The organism is uncultured Clostridium sp., from assembly GCF_963527835.1.
Lineage (GTDB): Bacteria > Bacillota > Clostridia > Clostridiales > Clostridiaceae > Clostridium.
Genome location: NZ_CAURTC010000019.1, coordinates 51,570 through 67,020 on the forward strand (window position 1 = coordinate 51,570; position 15,451 = coordinate 67,020).

At 26.4% G+C, this 15,451-nt stretch carries 15 protein-coding genes and 1 pseudogene; 5 read left to right on the top strand and 11 right to left on the bottom strand.

The window, feature by feature from the left end:
* Positions 1-71: 71 nt before the first annotated feature.
* Both RYM86_RS10530 and RYM86_RS10535 read right to left on the bottom strand, forming a co-directional pair.
* On the bottom strand, positions 72-425 hold the full coding sequence (locus RYM86_RS10530) for a carboxymuconolactone decarboxylase family protein (protein ID WP_315080306.1): 354 nt from the start codon (positions 423-425) through the stop codon (positions 72-74).
* Between the two features lie 103 nt (positions 426-528).
* Complete coding sequence (locus tag RYM86_RS10535; protein ID WP_315080308.1) at positions 529-957, bottom strand: MarR family transcriptional regulator; 429 nt, start codon at positions 955-957, stop codon at positions 529-531.
* A 90-nt stretch (positions 958-1,047) separates the two neighbouring features.
* Between RYM86_RS10535 and RYM86_RS10540 the strand changes: the two are divergent.
* Positions 1,048-1,164 (top strand): annotated as a pseudogene (locus RYM86_RS10540) (NAD-dependent protein deacylase); the annotation flags it as partial.
* A 157-nt stretch (positions 1,165-1,321) separates the two neighbouring features.
* Here RYM86_RS10540 and RYM86_RS10545 read toward each other — a convergent pair.
* Positions 1,322-1,492, bottom strand: coding sequence for a (2Fe-2S)-binding protein (locus tag RYM86_RS10545; protein ID WP_315080309.1), 171 nt, complete (start codon positions 1,490-1,492; stop codon positions 1,322-1,324).
* 309 nt (positions 1,493-1,801) lie between these two features.
* Here RYM86_RS10545 and RYM86_RS10550 point away from each other — a divergent pair, with 309 nt between their 5' ends.
* Positions 1,802-2,251, top strand: coding sequence for a hypothetical protein (locus RYM86_RS10550; RefSeq protein WP_315080311.1), 450 nt, complete (start codon positions 1,802-1,804; stop codon positions 2,249-2,251).
* A gap of 468 nt (positions 2,252-2,719) precedes the next feature.
* On the opposite strand, the gene RYM86_RS10555 is transcribed toward RYM86_RS10550, so the two are convergent.
* The 6 genes from RYM86_RS10555 to fusA form a co-directional block, all read right to left on the bottom strand.
* Positions 2,720-3,706, bottom strand: a complete 987-nt coding sequence (locus RYM86_RS10555; protein WP_315080313.1) for a type II CAAX endopeptidase family protein — start codon at positions 3,704-3,706, stop codon at positions 2,720-2,722.
* 196 nt (positions 3,707-3,902) lie between these two features.
* Positions 3,903-4,388, bottom strand: a complete 486-nt coding sequence (locus RYM86_RS10560) for a nicotinamide-nucleotide amidohydrolase family protein (RefSeq protein WP_315080315.1) — start codon at positions 4,386-4,388, stop codon at positions 3,903-3,905.
* A 23-nt stretch (positions 4,389-4,411) separates the two neighbouring features.
* A complete protein-coding gene (locus RYM86_RS10565; RefSeq protein WP_315080318.1) occupies positions 4,412-5,020 on the bottom strand; it encodes a histidine phosphatase family protein in 609 nt (202 codons plus the stop codon).
* Between the two features lie 685 nt (positions 5,021-5,705).
* On the bottom strand, positions 5,706-6,659 hold the full coding sequence (locus RYM86_RS10570) for an ROK family protein (RefSeq protein ID WP_315080320.1): 954 nt from the start codon (positions 6,657-6,659) through the stop codon (positions 5,706-5,708).
* Positions 6,660-6,777: 118 nt separating this feature from the next.
* Entirely contained in the window at positions 6,778-7,014 is a 237-nt protein-coding gene (locus RYM86_RS10575; RefSeq protein ID WP_315080321.1) for a hypothetical protein, read from the bottom strand.
* Between the two features lie 168 nt (positions 7,015-7,182).
* Positions 7,183-9,264, bottom strand: a complete 2,082-nt coding sequence (gene fusA / locus RYM86_RS10580) for an elongation factor G (RefSeq protein ID WP_315080322.1) — start codon at positions 9,262-9,264, stop codon at positions 7,183-7,185.
* 308 nt (positions 9,265-9,572) lie between these two features.
* Between fusA and RYM86_RS10585 the strand changes: the two genes are divergently transcribed.
* Positions 9,573-11,069: a hypothetical protein gene (locus tag RYM86_RS10585; protein ID WP_315080325.1), complete on the top strand. Its 1,497-nt coding sequence runs from the start codon at positions 9,573-9,575 to the stop codon at positions 11,067-11,069.
* Between the two features lie 224 nt (positions 11,070-11,293).
* Positions 11,294-13,111 carry an LTA synthase family protein gene (locus tag RYM86_RS10590; protein ID WP_315080328.1) on the top strand — a complete coding sequence of 606 codons (1,818 nt, stop codon included), beginning with the start codon at positions 11,294-11,296 and terminating at the stop codon, positions 13,109-13,111.
* A 330-nt stretch (positions 13,112-13,441) separates the two neighbouring features.
* Here RYM86_RS10590 and RYM86_RS10595 read toward each other — a convergent pair whose 3' ends face one another.
* Both RYM86_RS10595 and RYM86_RS10600 read right to left on the bottom strand, forming a co-directional pair.
* Complete coding sequence (locus RYM86_RS10595) at positions 13,442-13,900, bottom strand: VanZ family protein (protein WP_315080329.1); 459 nt, start codon at positions 13,898-13,900, stop codon at positions 13,442-13,444.
* 298 nt (positions 13,901-14,198) lie between these two features.
* Positions 14,199-14,636, bottom strand: coding sequence for a hypothetical protein (locus tag RYM86_RS10600; protein WP_315080330.1), 438 nt, complete (start codon positions 14,634-14,636; stop codon positions 14,199-14,201).
* 332 nt (positions 14,637-14,968) lie between these two features.
* Here RYM86_RS10600 and RYM86_RS10605 point away from each other — a divergent pair, with 332 nt between their 5' ends.
* Positions 14,969-15,370: a hypothetical protein gene (locus tag RYM86_RS10605; RefSeq protein ID WP_315080332.1), complete on the top strand. Its 402-nt coding sequence runs from the start codon at positions 14,969-14,971 to the stop codon at positions 15,368-15,370.
* Positions 15,371-15,451 lie beyond the last annotated feature (81 nt).

Below are 15,451 nucleotides of genomic sequence, written 5' to 3' on the forward strand. Positions count from 1 at the left end.
TTCTATATAAAAAGGTTGTTATAAAATCAATTTGATTTTATGAACAACCCATAACTTTTTTAATTTACGTACTATTGGAAATCTTTCTCAAATTCATCAATTGAATCTTTCAATAATGTTACTGAATAAGCCATTGTTGGCCCTCCACCAAATGCAACTGAAACCATTGCAGCTTCCATTATTTCTTCTCTAGTAGCTCCTGCTTCTAAAGCTTTAAAAGTATGGAATACTATACAATATTCGCATCTATTGTATGTAGCTATACCAATACTAATTAATTCCTTTGTCTTGTTACTAATGGCTCCATCTCCATAGTTTGTACCAAGGAGATTCATAAATGCTTCAACATTAGCACCATTAGTTTCTCCTAAAGTATTTAGTCCACTCATGAATTCATTTAACATTGCTCTAACATCTTTTTTCATAACAAAACCCTCCATATAGTTATATTCCCTTAATTGCTTTACATAGCAATACTTAGCATAGCAAGTATCTTTATATAAAAAATACCACATCAAGGTGGCATTGTCAATGTTTACATACATTATTTATCATTTTTTCCAAAACATTTTTAAAAATACTTAGTTCATCTTCTGATATACCATTAACTGCATCCTTCTGAAATTCTTCTCCCAATGGAATAAGTTCTTCTCTTAGTTTTTTTCCCTTATCAGATAAAAATATTCTAGTTACTCTTCTATCCTTACTTTCTTTTCGCCTTTCCACTAAATCATCTTTTTCCATACGATCTATAAGTCTTACCATAGAAGATTCTTTTACACTCATATGATCAGAGAGCTCTTTCTGGAAAACACCATTAGTCTTGCCGATGTAATATAATGCTATCCATTGAACTCTTGTCATATTATGTTCTTGAAGTCGCCTATTAAATTCATCTGAAAGTATTTTAGCCCCTTTATTAGTTATAAAACCAATACAATCATCCAAATTATACATTTCCCCACATCCTTTGATTTTCTTCAATTCTTTAATTATAGTATATTCCTTAGATTAAGAGCAACTAAATTAATTGATTAATTTATCTATAAAAACCTTGTACTTATAAATGAAAGTGTTACTTAAGCAGATTCAAAAGCTAATTTGGTTATTAATGATAATGATTCTATTGGAAAAGTTTTAAGTGAAGCAGTTAATAATCTATAAAAAAATATAGGGTATGTTTTCTCTGTAGAAAACATACCTTATATTTTTTAACTCTTATTTTACAAGTGTTGATATATGCAATAGGTAAAGTGGCACCATTCAGTCCATCTTTGCTTATGCATATATAAACACTTTACTAAAATAAAACTATTTCTTACTACTTAGCGATCATTATTTCCTCTATTTGATCAATACAGCATCCGCAGCATGTACCTGCATTAGTAGCTTCTTGTACTTCTTCTAAAGTAGTAGCTCCATTATTCATAGCGTCTTTTATATCTTGTGCTGTAGTTCCTACGCAACCACATATTACTTCATTCATATCCATTTTTCTATTCCCCTTAACAATAATCTTTTATATTACAAGAATAATTTCCTGTGACTTAATTTTAATACATAGCTCTAAAAAAATCAATAGTAAATATTATTAAATAATAAAAATTATTATTTAATAATATCTTAAAGATAATCTGTCTATTTTCATTTAATTTATTCTCACTAAAAGTATTGATATTTATTTTTGCCTCTGTTTTAAATATTCAATTTATATTAATAATTTTTAAATGTAACTAAATATGGAATCTTTTCTATAGTAAATAAATATAATTTAAGTGATAGTTGTTATAGGAGATTTAATATGAAAATTTTATTATTCTTATTATTTATTATTGTTGTAGCTGGCTCTTTATTGTTCTTAATATATAATTATGAAAACAAAATATCATTGGTAAAAAAGCAATTAATAGCTAGTCAAGAACAGTTTTATAAATTAAAAGCAAAGTATGATCAACTAAATTCTTTAAAAAACAATCCGTCAATTATGTTTCTTGATCTAACAGAGCATACTGGACTATTAACTAAAGATTCAATGGTATATCTATCTCCAAATGAATTAGCACCTACATTGCAAAAACTTGATATATCCATGGAAGTTTATATACTAGACAAAGCTTTATGCGATAAAATCGTATGGTATTATGTATCTCTTCCTATAGATACAAACATAAATTCAAGAGGTTGGGTAAAAGAAAATTCTTTTTCTAATTTTTTAGATAAATCCTCATATACGGAAATCATCAAATGCTAAAAAAATACTGTGCTATATTTTAGTTTACATTACAAAATAAAAAGGTGAAAGTTAAAAGTTATCTTTGAAATTCTAATAAGAATTTCTTCTTTAACTCTTTGCTTTCACCTTTAAAATTTCAACTAAATTTCTATCTAACTATTTAATCAAATTCTTTTAATTATTGGCTATGTTTTAAGTGAATGTTGATATTATAGTATAAGAGCGAACTGGCATTAGAATTTGCTTTTTAGAACTCTTAAGTGAGAATCAAAATTTTATATTTTCCTACTCGAACTTACTCAGCGAATGTACATGAGTCGAGTTTCCTTTTTTAGTCTTACAATTAATTGCTTGTCAACAATCTTTGATTGGGAACATGCATTAATTGGACTAAGCTTTATTTTAGAGTTCTTAAAGTAAATTCCTCTGTCCATGAGCTTTATACTATAATATTAACACTATTTTAAAACATAGCCTAATTATTAATTAACTTAACATAATAGTAATTCCCATATATATAAAGTATATTATTATGGTTACTATTAAGGGCCAATTCATTATTTTATCTTCTTTTTTATAAGATATATCTTTATTAAAATACCGATAATCAATAATCTCAGCCTCTTTATATTGAATTTGTTCATTAATTAAGTTTTGTTTTCTTCTGTCATTTATTCCCTTAAGTTTTCTAAGAATTAATACAATTAAAAATGCTGAAACCAACCCCATTATTGCACAGCCTTTTAATAAATTCATCTTTTCAGCTAATGATAAAGCTTTAATTGATATATCCTGAGCTGCTTCTTCAATTCCAAATTTACCTTGAACAAATGTTAATACCTTTTGCATAGCTACTGATGTTCCATTAATCATAAAATGAAATGTCATAGATGCAAATATACTATTAGTCACTCTAACTAAATAAGCTAAAATTCCACCCAGAACAGCTGCATATAAAAATTGTTGACCATTTAAATGAAATATCCCAAATAATAAACCAATTATTATACAAGTTTTTAAATCACTTTTATCATCATATCCTGATTGAACTATACCTCTTAAAGTTATTTCTTCTGTTATAGCAGGCATAACAGCCATTAAAAGTAACATTATTAAAAATGGTGTAGATGATATTTCTGATACAAAGTTTCCTATATCATTTTCAAAAAAGAATGATGTTATAAGCGAAAATAGACTAACTAACGGTTGACTTACAAATGATAAAACAATTATTAAGAAAAAGTCTTTTAAATACAATTTATTAAACTTAAGAGTTTGCTTTATATTGGGTTTAACTATTATTACATATACTATTGCAGGTATTATAAATAAAATCATATGATTTAAAAATAATTGCACTCTTATGTCAGTCAAACCCATTATTAAATAAAAAATTCCTAAGAAATTACTTCCTATTATTTCTCCTAATAGTATTATTAAAAAATATAAATTAGCTCTAAATGTTTTTTTCATACTTACACCTTTACTATAAATTATTAATTAGATTTATATTTTAATGTATAAATAACTACCTCTTGGGAAAGAATTTATAATGAAGTAACTAACTTCAATATTTAATCGCCTCTCCCCCCATTTTATTTATATACCAAATTTTATTCCTATTGCTATCATAGATAGCAATAGGAATAATTTTTTTATTGATTATGTTTTAAGACATGCCTTCTACTTCTTGTTTAATCATATCTAATGCAGTTATAGTAGCTGAGTTTCTTACCTTTGCTCTGTTTCCTTTAAATACATATTTTTTAGCATATGCTTTTCTATTTATAAAAATACCTATATATACTAATCCCACAGGCTTCTCAGCAGTTCCTCCACCTGGGCCAGCAATTCCAGTTGTAGCTATTCCAATGTCAGTTCCAGAAGTTTTAGCTATACCTTCTGCCATTTCAATTGCTACTTGTTCACTTACTGCACCATATTTATCTAATGTTTCTTTATTTACATTTAATCTTCTTATCTTAGCTTCATTAGAATATGTCACTGCACCTTCCATAAAAACTTCTGATATTCCTGGATAAGAAATTAATGTACTAGCTATCAATCCACCTGTACATGATTCTGCACTAGATAAAGTTAATCCTCTATCTATTAGCATCTTTCCTAATATTTCTTCTATTATTTCAACTTTCATTTCATAACCTCTTCATTATAGATTTAAAGATTTTCCGTATGACTTCTATCATTCTTTGATAGAATATTAAACTCATCTTTATCTCTTACTATTTTGGTCAATGAAGCTTGACCATATACACCTTTAAGTTCACCTTCAAATTCTGTAAAGTAACTCATTATAACTTTTAAAGTCATTCCATGAGTTACTATTAAAATATTTTTGTTATTTTCTTTTTCTAAAATTGATTCTAACTTCTTAAATGTTCTATTCTTTACATCTAAAAGAGTTTCACCGTCAGTTCCTTTTACTTCATGATTTCCAGAAAACATTTCTTCTAAAAAATTATGTTCTCCCATTTGAGGTAAATCTTTTATATATTTTCCTTCATATTCTCCAAACCTAATTTCTTTTAACTCATCGCAAGTTACTATTGGAGTATTATTAGGTTCTGATATAATTTTGGCTGTATCTAAAGCTCTTTTTATAGGACTTGCATATATAATGTCTATTTTTTCATTCTTTAATCTATCTCTCAAGCTCTTAGCTTGATTCAATCCTCTTTCTGTTAAAGGTGAATCTTTACTACCTTGAAGTCTCCCTGCTATATTCCATTCTGTTTCACCATGTCTAGTTAAAAATAATGTTGTCATACTTAATCACTCTCCACACTGTATTTCATATAGTCTTATTTTACAATACTTACAACTTATATTCCACCTATAACAAAAGTTGCTTTGCCACACTTTTTTAGTTGAAAGTTGAGAGATAAAAAATTGAGGGTTTTAGTTAAAAATCCCAAAGACTTATTAAAACAATATATATGTTTCAATTAATAAAATTCATCAATATCTAATGAGTGACTGTCACCAAATCACTTTTAGATGTAATAAATTTATTAGAAAATATATATTTTGAAATTTCACAATAGAATTTTTTCGTTAACTATCAACTTTCCACTATAAATTCTCAACTAAATTTATCCCTATTAAAATTCATATCCTACACTCTGAACTGTCCATTTTCAATTTTCTCTATATTATTACATGTCTCTGTTTTAAATGTGTGTTGATATATGCAATAGGTAAAGTGACATTGTAATTGGACTTTTAGAATTCTCAATGAGTATTGTCACATTTACCGCTTGTCTCAATTTTATATTGGGAACAAGCTAAAATGGGACTATACTTATTTTAGCATTCCTAAGTTCAATTACTCCGCTCACTTTGCTTATGCATATATCAACACTCTGCTAAAACATAGCCTATTACATGAATAAAACCACTTAACTGCAATATATATTACAACTAAATGGTTTTATAAAAAATCTTATTTAAATTAATTTTCTGCTGTTTCAAGTAATGCTAAAGCTACTGCTCCTACAACACCTGCATCTGTTCCAAGTCCTGCTGGTACAATCTTAACTGATTCAGCCATTGATTTAAAACATCTCTTATCTACAACTTTTCTTACTGTATCAAATACAATATTTCCAGCTTTTGAAACGCCTCCACCAATTATTATTACTTCCGGATCAAAAATTGATACCGCATTTGCAACAGCTATTCCTAAATAATTTAATGCATTATCTATTATGTCTTTACATACTGGATCTCCAGCAGCTGCTTCTACAAATACTTCATATGAAGTTATTTCATCATATTTTCTTAATGATGTTTCAACTTTACTTCCTATAGCTTCTTTACCTCTTTTACCAATAGCTGTTCCTGATGAAGTTGCTTCTACACAACCAATATTTCCACAATTACATCTTGGACCATCAGGTGCTACAGTCATATGACCTATTTCTAATGCGTTTGATGTATGGCCTCTATATATTTTGCCATCTAATATAGCTCCACCACCTACGCCTGTACTTACTGTAAAGAATAATACGTTTTTAGCACCTCTTCCTGCTCCAAACATAAATTCACCAATAGTCGCAACGTTTGCATCGTTATCTAAGAAAACAGGTACTTCAAACTTTTTATTTAGTGGTTCTACTAAATTAAAGTTTTTAAATGGAAGATTAGGTGTGTATATTATTACTCCATTTTCTGCATCAAGTGGTCCTGGAGAACCAATACCTATTGCTTTTACATCTTTATAAGTAACTCCACCATCTTTTATTACCTTATCTACCGAGTCTATTATTCTATTTAATACTGGAATTTCTCCCTCGTGTGCATTAGTTGGAACTGTTGTCTGGCTAATAACTTCACCATTTAAATTCGATAAAGCTGTACTTATTTTAGTTCCTCCTAAGTCAACCCCTACTACAAATCTTTGCATAAATTTATCCTCCATACTGAATACTAATTGTTAATTTTTCTAACCGGTAACGGTTCTAATATATTTACATTATACTATAATATTTAGTGTAAAGGAATGTAAATTTAAAATCAATATTTTATTTTCTTTTATATGCACTTATAGAGTAACAACCATATGAGTTAAAACCAGCATCACTAATAGTAAATTTATTATCTTGAAGCATAGAATTAATAAATTTTATATTTTCCTTATTTTCTTCATTTATTCTTATTATAAAATCATCACCATTATCTACAATACTAAAGTAATCAAAAATGTTACTATATTCACTTAATCCAAGGTTCCCCGTAATATCCATACTATATGTTGACATATACTATATACCTCACATTTATTATTAAAATTTCTACATTATTTATATAACTTATTATTCCTTTAATTAGTTAATATTATTCTAAATATTAATATGTAAAAAGAGATATAAGTACCATTATTTCCTAGTACTTATATCTCTTTTTATTGAGTTTTTAATATATACTTTTTACTTCTCTTCAGAATTTAAATTCTCTATTATTTTATTTGATTCCATTTCAGGAACCTCTTCATATCTTAAGAATTCCTTTTTAAAACTTCCACTACCATGTGTAATAGATCTTAATTCTGTTACATATCTACTTATTTCAGAAAGAGGAATTTCAGCTGTTATTTCTTGAGCTGAATTTTTTGGTTCCATTCCAATAATCCTTCCCCTCTTCTTGTTAATATCACCCATAACATCACCTGTATATTCATCTGGAACAGTTACTTGTAACTTCATTATAGGTTCTAACAATATTGGCTTAGCTTCTTCTAAACCTTTTTTATAAGCCATTGATGCTGCAACTTTAAATGCCATTTCTGATGAATCTACAGGATGATATGATCCATCATGTAATGTAGCTTTAAGTCCTATAACTGGACATTTTGCAAGAACTCCATGTTCTATGCATTCCTTTAAACCTTTTTCTACTGCTGGTATAAAGTTTCTAGGTACAGACCCTCCAACTACTTTATCTACAAATTCTAAATCTGTCTCCCCATCATTTCTAGGTTCAAATTTTATTACTACATCACCATATTGTCCATGTCCACCTGATTGTTTCTTATGCTTACCTCTTACATCTGATGACGATTTTATAGTTTCTTTATAAGGAATTCTAGGTGCTTTTAATATAACATCAACACCAAATTTATTTTTAATCTTACTTGCAATTATATCTATATGTGTTTCACCAAGACCTGATATGATTATTTCTGAACTTTCATTATCTCTAGTTATATCAAAAACTAAATCCTCATCTTTTAATTTAGTTAGAGCTTGAGATATCTTTTCTTCATCACCTTTAGCCTTAGGAATTACAGACATTGAAATAACTGGAACAGGAAAATTCATTTTATCATATAATATTTTGAAGCTATTATCACATAAAGTATCTCCTGTATCTGTATATTGTAATTTAGATATAGCTCCTATATCTCCAGCTATAATTTTCTTAGTTGGCATTTGATTCTTTCCTCTAATAAAATACATATGAGAAAATTTTTCTAATTTATTTTTATTAGCATTTAATACATTACTATCTTCTGTTGCTGTTCCTGTCATAACTCTAAAGAATGATATTTTTCCTACAAATGGATCTGCAATTGTTTTAAATACTAAAGCTGAAAAAGGTTTGTTTTCATCAAGACTTATAAACTCTTCTTCATTGGTTTCAATATTTAAAGCTTTTTGTGGAATTGCATATTCTGGTGATGGGAAACAAGCAATTATATTATCAAGTAAAGTATTAACCCCTATAACTTTTAATGAGCTACCACACATTACCGGAGCAATTTCACCAGTAGCACATCCATTAATAAGACCTTCATATATATCTTCGTCACTTAAAGTCCCTTCACTAAAATACTTTTCAAGTAAAGCTTCATCAGTTTCTGCTACTGATTCCATAATCATTTCTTTACATTGTTGTATTTTATCCTTTAAATTTTCTGGTATATCTATTATTTCAGTTTTGTTAGTTTTAAGATTATATACTTTAGCTTCGTTTGAAATAATGTTAACTACGCCTTTAAACTCTCCCTCAGAACCAATTGGATATTGAATTGGAACCACGCTCATACCAAATCTATCCTTAAGTGATTGCAAAACCTTATCAAAACTAGAATTTTCCCTATCTAATTTATTTATAAAAAATGTTCTTGGTAATTTTATTTTATTACAATATTTCCAAGCTTTTTCTGTTCCTACCTTTATTCCAGATACTCCACTTACAACTATCATTCCAACATCTACTGCTCTCATGCCTTCAATGTATTCACCTTCAAAATCGTAATATCCTGGAGTATCAATAATATTTATTTTCACATCATTAACTTCAATTGGTGCTACAGAAAGTGAAATTGTAAGCTTTCTTTTTTTCTCTTCTTCATCATAATCTAAAGTAGTTGTTCCATCTTCTATGTTTCCTAACCTATCAATTATATTAGAATAATATAAAATAGCTTCAACCAATGAAGTCTTTCCTGTACCGCTATGACCCATTAACCCTATATTTCTTAAGTTTTTAATATTATAACTTCTCATAAATTCATAGCCAAACCTATAAGTTTCCTTAGGAGTTGGCTTTCACCTGCCTTTCCTTTAAATACTTATTATCTTAAATATATTATTCAATAATATATTTAAAAACTCCTTTATATTTTTCAAATATTCTGAATATTTTATTTTTTCTAACTAATACTTGAAATATATCAATTAATTAATGTATATTTATAAATTTTAAATACTATACATAAAGTTTTATATATTATAAGTATTAAATTTATCCTTAGATAATGCTATAATAAAGCTTATGAATTTGAAAAATAAACTATATGGAGGAACTTTCTTAAATGATAAATAAATTTGAATCAAAAAGTAATCTTAATCGATTTCTTTTTTTAACTTTTATAATAGCTGCGATTAGTATAATAGCTTTTATATTATTTAAATATCCTCATGTAGGCGTAGCTGATCAAGGTGACTTTGATAGGGTTATGAGTGCTTCAGGAATATCTTTACTTGATTCCGATAAAAACAATCCTAATTTCGTTAGATTTTATGATTACATAGTGACTAATTATACACTATCTAATTTTTTTAAAACTATTCTTGGATCAGTTATTGGATCTAGTATTGGATTTTTAATTTTAATTGTAAGTATTCCTTGTAAACTATTTAACCAAGGTATTTTTAAAACTGAATATTTAGCAATAGCTTATAGTATTATATATATTCTTTCTATCACCATGATATTAAAATATTTAAACATAAGAAATAGTTTTAAATTATGCTTTATATCACTTTTAACCTTATTTATATTATTTGATGGCAATTATATAATTTGGTTTAATAGTTTTTATGGTGAGCCTATGATGTTATGTACATTATTATTATTTATTGCTTCATTTTTATATTACATAAACTTTAAATATGTAAAGAAAAATAATCATAAGATAATGTCAAAAATAGTTTATATATTACTAGCTACATTTTTATTCTTAGGTTCAAAAATGCAAGTAGTAACTGCTGTACCATTTTTGATGATATTATTATTAAAAATAATTTTGGATAATAAAAAATATATTTCTAAGAAAAATTTTGTATCACTAATAATTTTCTTATGCTTAGTTATGTCTTATCCTCTTGTTTTCAATGCTTTTAATGGTAATATAAGCAATGATACACAATATAATTCTGTATTTTATGGGGTACTTAATGGTTCTAAAACTCCTAAGCAAGATTTAATTGATTTAGGACTTAATCCAGATATGGCTTCAGAAGCTGGAAAACATTCTTATTTAAATGATGAAGAATATGTAAAATATATTCCAAGAACAGAAATAACTAATAATGAATTTTATAGTAAAATGGGCAACTCTAAGTTAGCTAAATTTTATATAACTCATCCTTTAAGGCTTGTACAGGGAATGCAATATACTGCAAGCAAAACTTTTTACACAAGTACAGCTTTAGGGAAAACATCAGCAAATTACAGTACCGAGCCAACAATTGAGTTTAATCGATTTACTACTTGGTCAGACTTTAGAGAAAATTATTTACCTAAGAATTTATTATTTATAATTTCAACATTTTTATTAATTTTTATGTATACTGTTTATCTTTGTGTAAGAAATAAAAATAATGGAGAACTAAAAAATAAAATATTTTTAATATGGACTATTATGTTTATAGCTGCTATTCAGTTCCCTATGCCTTTTGTAGGAAATGGTAGAGCTGATACTGCAAAACAATTATTCCTATTTAATTTTATTTTTGATCTTTTATTAATAATAACTGCTTCTTATGTATTCTCAAAAATAACTAATATATTTTCAAAGAAAAGATAAAAATTTAAGATTACTTTAAATTTAGCTATATATTTATAATTCTGGGTTTTAATATATTCAATAGGTAATGTAGCATTGTAATTGAACTTTGATAATACTTAATGATTATACTCATTTTAGTGTTCCTAAGTTCAATTATTTTGTCCAGATTTTCTTATACATATATAAATGTTTTTTCAAAAATATAGCTAAAAATATTATGTTACATAGGAGATTTATTACTCATGAGAAAATTAACAAATAGAAAATTGTTTTCTAATAAAGTTTCAATATTAAAATTTTTTACTGTAATTGCTATGCTTATTAAAACTATTATCTTTATAGCTATTCTTAACGTAGATACTACTGATAAAATATTAAAGAAAAACTTAAACTTTAAATTCGCGATTATTTATCTAGCATTTATTCTTTTAGTTTATTCATTTGGCTATTTATTTTCCAAAAATAAACAAACCATCTTTTATCTTATATTAAACTCACTATTTACTCTACTACTAATAGCAGATTTATCTTATTTTAGAGCTAATAGAGATTTGTTAGGGTTAAAAAATATATTTTTCCAAAATACCTTTAATCCTTTACAACATTCTCTTATAAATTTAAGATCTATAGACTTTATATTCATTATAGATGTTGCACTATTATTAGCTTGGGTTATTAGAAGTAAAATTGAAAATAATAATAAAAGAAGTTTTAAAAAGTTTTTTGCTACAATTATAATTTCACTATTTATGATTATAGGATCATGTATATGTGTTGATGTGCTTCAATTAGGAAATTTTGGTGATAGTATAATTTTCAATCAATGGACAACTTTAATGGAGGTAAAAGCCCCTGGGCCTATTGGATATCATATAGTAGAAGGTGCAAGATCAATTAATAAATATTTTAACAATAGACCTTCTGATGAAGATAAAAAAGAAATTGAAGATTGGTTAACCTTTAATAAAGAAAACATTGAAGACAATGAATACAAAGGATCACTTAAAGGAAAGAATGTTATATTTCTTCAAATAGAATCTTTAGAAAACTTTGTTATAAATCAAAAAACAAATGGCAAAGAAATAACACCATTTTTAAATAAACTAGCTAGTGAAGGTTTATATTTTAATAACTTTTATGAGCAAAACAATGCTGGCAATAGTATCGACTGTGATTTTATGATTAATTCCTCTGTATATCCATTAGGCGATAAAATAACAGCTTTAAATTATGGAGAAAATGTTTATCCTAATTCATTACCAAGAATTCTACAAAAAGATGGATATTTTACTATATCATCTCATGCTGAATTACCAAATGAATTTAATTGGACTGAGTTACATAAAAATAGTTTTGGAGCTAATGACTTATGGACTATTAATGATTATGTGTATGAAGAAAGCGTTGGATATGGATTATCTGACAGGAGTTTTTTAAGTCAAACTGCTGATAAACTTAAAAACATAAAACAACCATTTTTTATTCAGCTACCCACTTTATCTAATCATGGTCCTTTTGATTTAGATGAAAAATACAGACAATTAAACTTGCCTGATGAAGTAAATGATAGTTACTTAGGAGGTTATTTTGAAAGTGTTTTATACACTGATAATCAATTAGAAATGTTCTATAATAAGCTAAGTGAATATAGATTGCTTGATGATACTGTTTTAGTTATATATGGTGACCATACAGGAGTTCATAAGTACTACAATGAAGATATTATAGATATTGATTACGAAGACAACTGGTGGGATGAAGTAGATCATAAAATTCCATTAATAATCTATTCTAAAAATATGGAACATAAAATTGTAAATAAGACAGGTGGTCAAATAGATATACTTCCAACTATATGTTATTTATTAGGCATAGATGATGATTCATATAGAAATTCAACAATGGGAAGAGTTTTAGTTAATACTAATAGAAATGCAATAACTATAAAAGGAAATCACATTGTAGGAAATGTAAGAACACCAGATGAAGAAAATCATATATCAAAAGCCTATGAAATTGGTGAAAAAATAATAAAGACTAATTACTTTAATAATAAATAATACGACTTACTGAATTTATTTATAGGCGTATATTTTAAATGTATTGATCTATGTAATAGGTAAAATGGCCTTATACTGCATCCACTTTACTTATTCATATATTAACACGCTGTCAAAATATATATATTTAACTTTAAGCAAGTTTTTCATTACATCTATTCATTATATTAGTAATTTCGATTTTCATCACTATAATTGCCTATAATCTAATAACCCCCTTTAAAAATTATAGAATTTTAACATTTTATTAAAAAATTAAGATTTATTATATATTGAAAATTTATATTTATATTTTTATTATTTAAAAATAAAAAGCTTTAAGATTAAATTTTATTTCTTTAATCTTAAAGCTTTAATTTTACTTATTAAAAAAATTCCAAATGTTCCTCCAAGTGTATCAATAACTACATCCCTAAAAGCACCTTCTCTTCCTGGAACAAATAGCTGATGTATTTCATCCGAGCAAGCATATAAAAATACTAATACTACTCCTAATAACCTTATTTTTTGTCTAGTATATTGAATTTCTAAAACATTTAATATTAATATACCCAATATCATATATTCTAAAAAATGTGCAGTTTTTCTAACAACAAAATTTGCTAATTCACCAAAGACACCATTCATATCAATACCTAGTTTAGTTAATGTTGTTATAACTAGTCCGCTTTGTTTATCAGATATAACTGCTGGTTGATTAGACATAACAAATATAATAATCATCCATAATATTAACAAAATCCAATTAATTGCTTTTCTTTTATCAAATGTACTTTTAAATTCTTTCATCAGTCACTCCATTACAATATATTTAATATAAGAATGTTGATATATGCAATAGGCAAAGTGGCATTGTAATTGGATTTTGAGAATACTTAATGAGTATTGTCACATTTACTGCTTGTCTTAATTTTGTATTGGGAGCAAGCTAAAATGGGACTATAGTCATTTTTAGTATTCCTAAGTTCAATTACTCAGTCCAATTTGTTTATGCATATATCAACACTCTACTAAAACATAACCTTATATTATTATACACCAAGTGTAATTGTATTAAAATACTTTACTATATCTTACTGAATCTAGCTTATTCACACATATATTTATTTATGTAAGCTAATGATTCTTCTAATAATTCATGTCCTTTTTCTAAGCCTTCGACTTTTAATTCCAAATTACAAACTCTTTGATCCACTTGATGCATTAAATCCTTTATATCATGTAACAGTTTTGCTTCATATGTTACTTGAACGCCATCACTATCTATAAAGACCTTCTCTGGTGGCGCACCACATTTAGTACATTTTGCATATATATCATCACTGTCTAAGTCTTTAAAAACTTTAAATTTACTATTATTACATGATGAACAGCTTGATAATATTTTAAAATCATAACTATTATTATCATAGTAGTACTCTTTATTACATTCACTACATACTAATTTTATTTTATTTTCTTTGCTATTTATATAAAATTTATTCCCACTACATCCGTCTTTTTCACACACAATAGTTCTAACCATACAACTTCACTCCCTATTTTTAATAAATCATTTCCTTATAAATTTAATATGTTATTTACTAATAAAATATTACTAAAATTCTTATTTATAATAAGCAAAATATGAATACTGTTTTAAAATAATACTATTAATGTTAGTCAACAGTTTATTTTTAAAGTCTCAGTTTTCTTATTTAAAAAATCTATAATTTTAATCATATATAAATAAAATAATTTATTAATAAATTCATTATTATATGAACAAACTATTATTGTTATATGTTCAAAATACTACTTATTTAATATTAATATTTATCTACATTAAATAAATTATATGTAACAAGGAGTGATCATATGAAAAAAATATTAATTATAATTACAAGCTTATTATTAGCAATGACTTTAACATGTTGTAATAATAATAAAGGTGCATATAAAGATGGAATCTATATAGGTGAAGGTAATATGTATTCAGAAGGATATGATGATGTTACGCTAAATGTTGAACGTGGTAAAATAGTAGATTTAGTAATTCGTCATTTAGACAATAGTGGAAAGGAAATTAATTATAATGAATGGACTGGAGTCGAAGTAAATGGAAAAATAAATCCTAATCTCCAAAAATACAGAGCTGATACAATAAAAGAAGTGCTAGCTAATCAGTCAGCGGATATCACTATTATCGATGATATTAATGATATATCTTCTAACTGGAAAGTTGCTATAAAAGATGCTATAGAAAAAGCAAAAAAATAAGCTATGAATATTCATAGCTTATTTTTATAAATGGTGGAGATAAAGAGATTCGAACTCTTGACCCCCTGCGTGCAAGGCAGG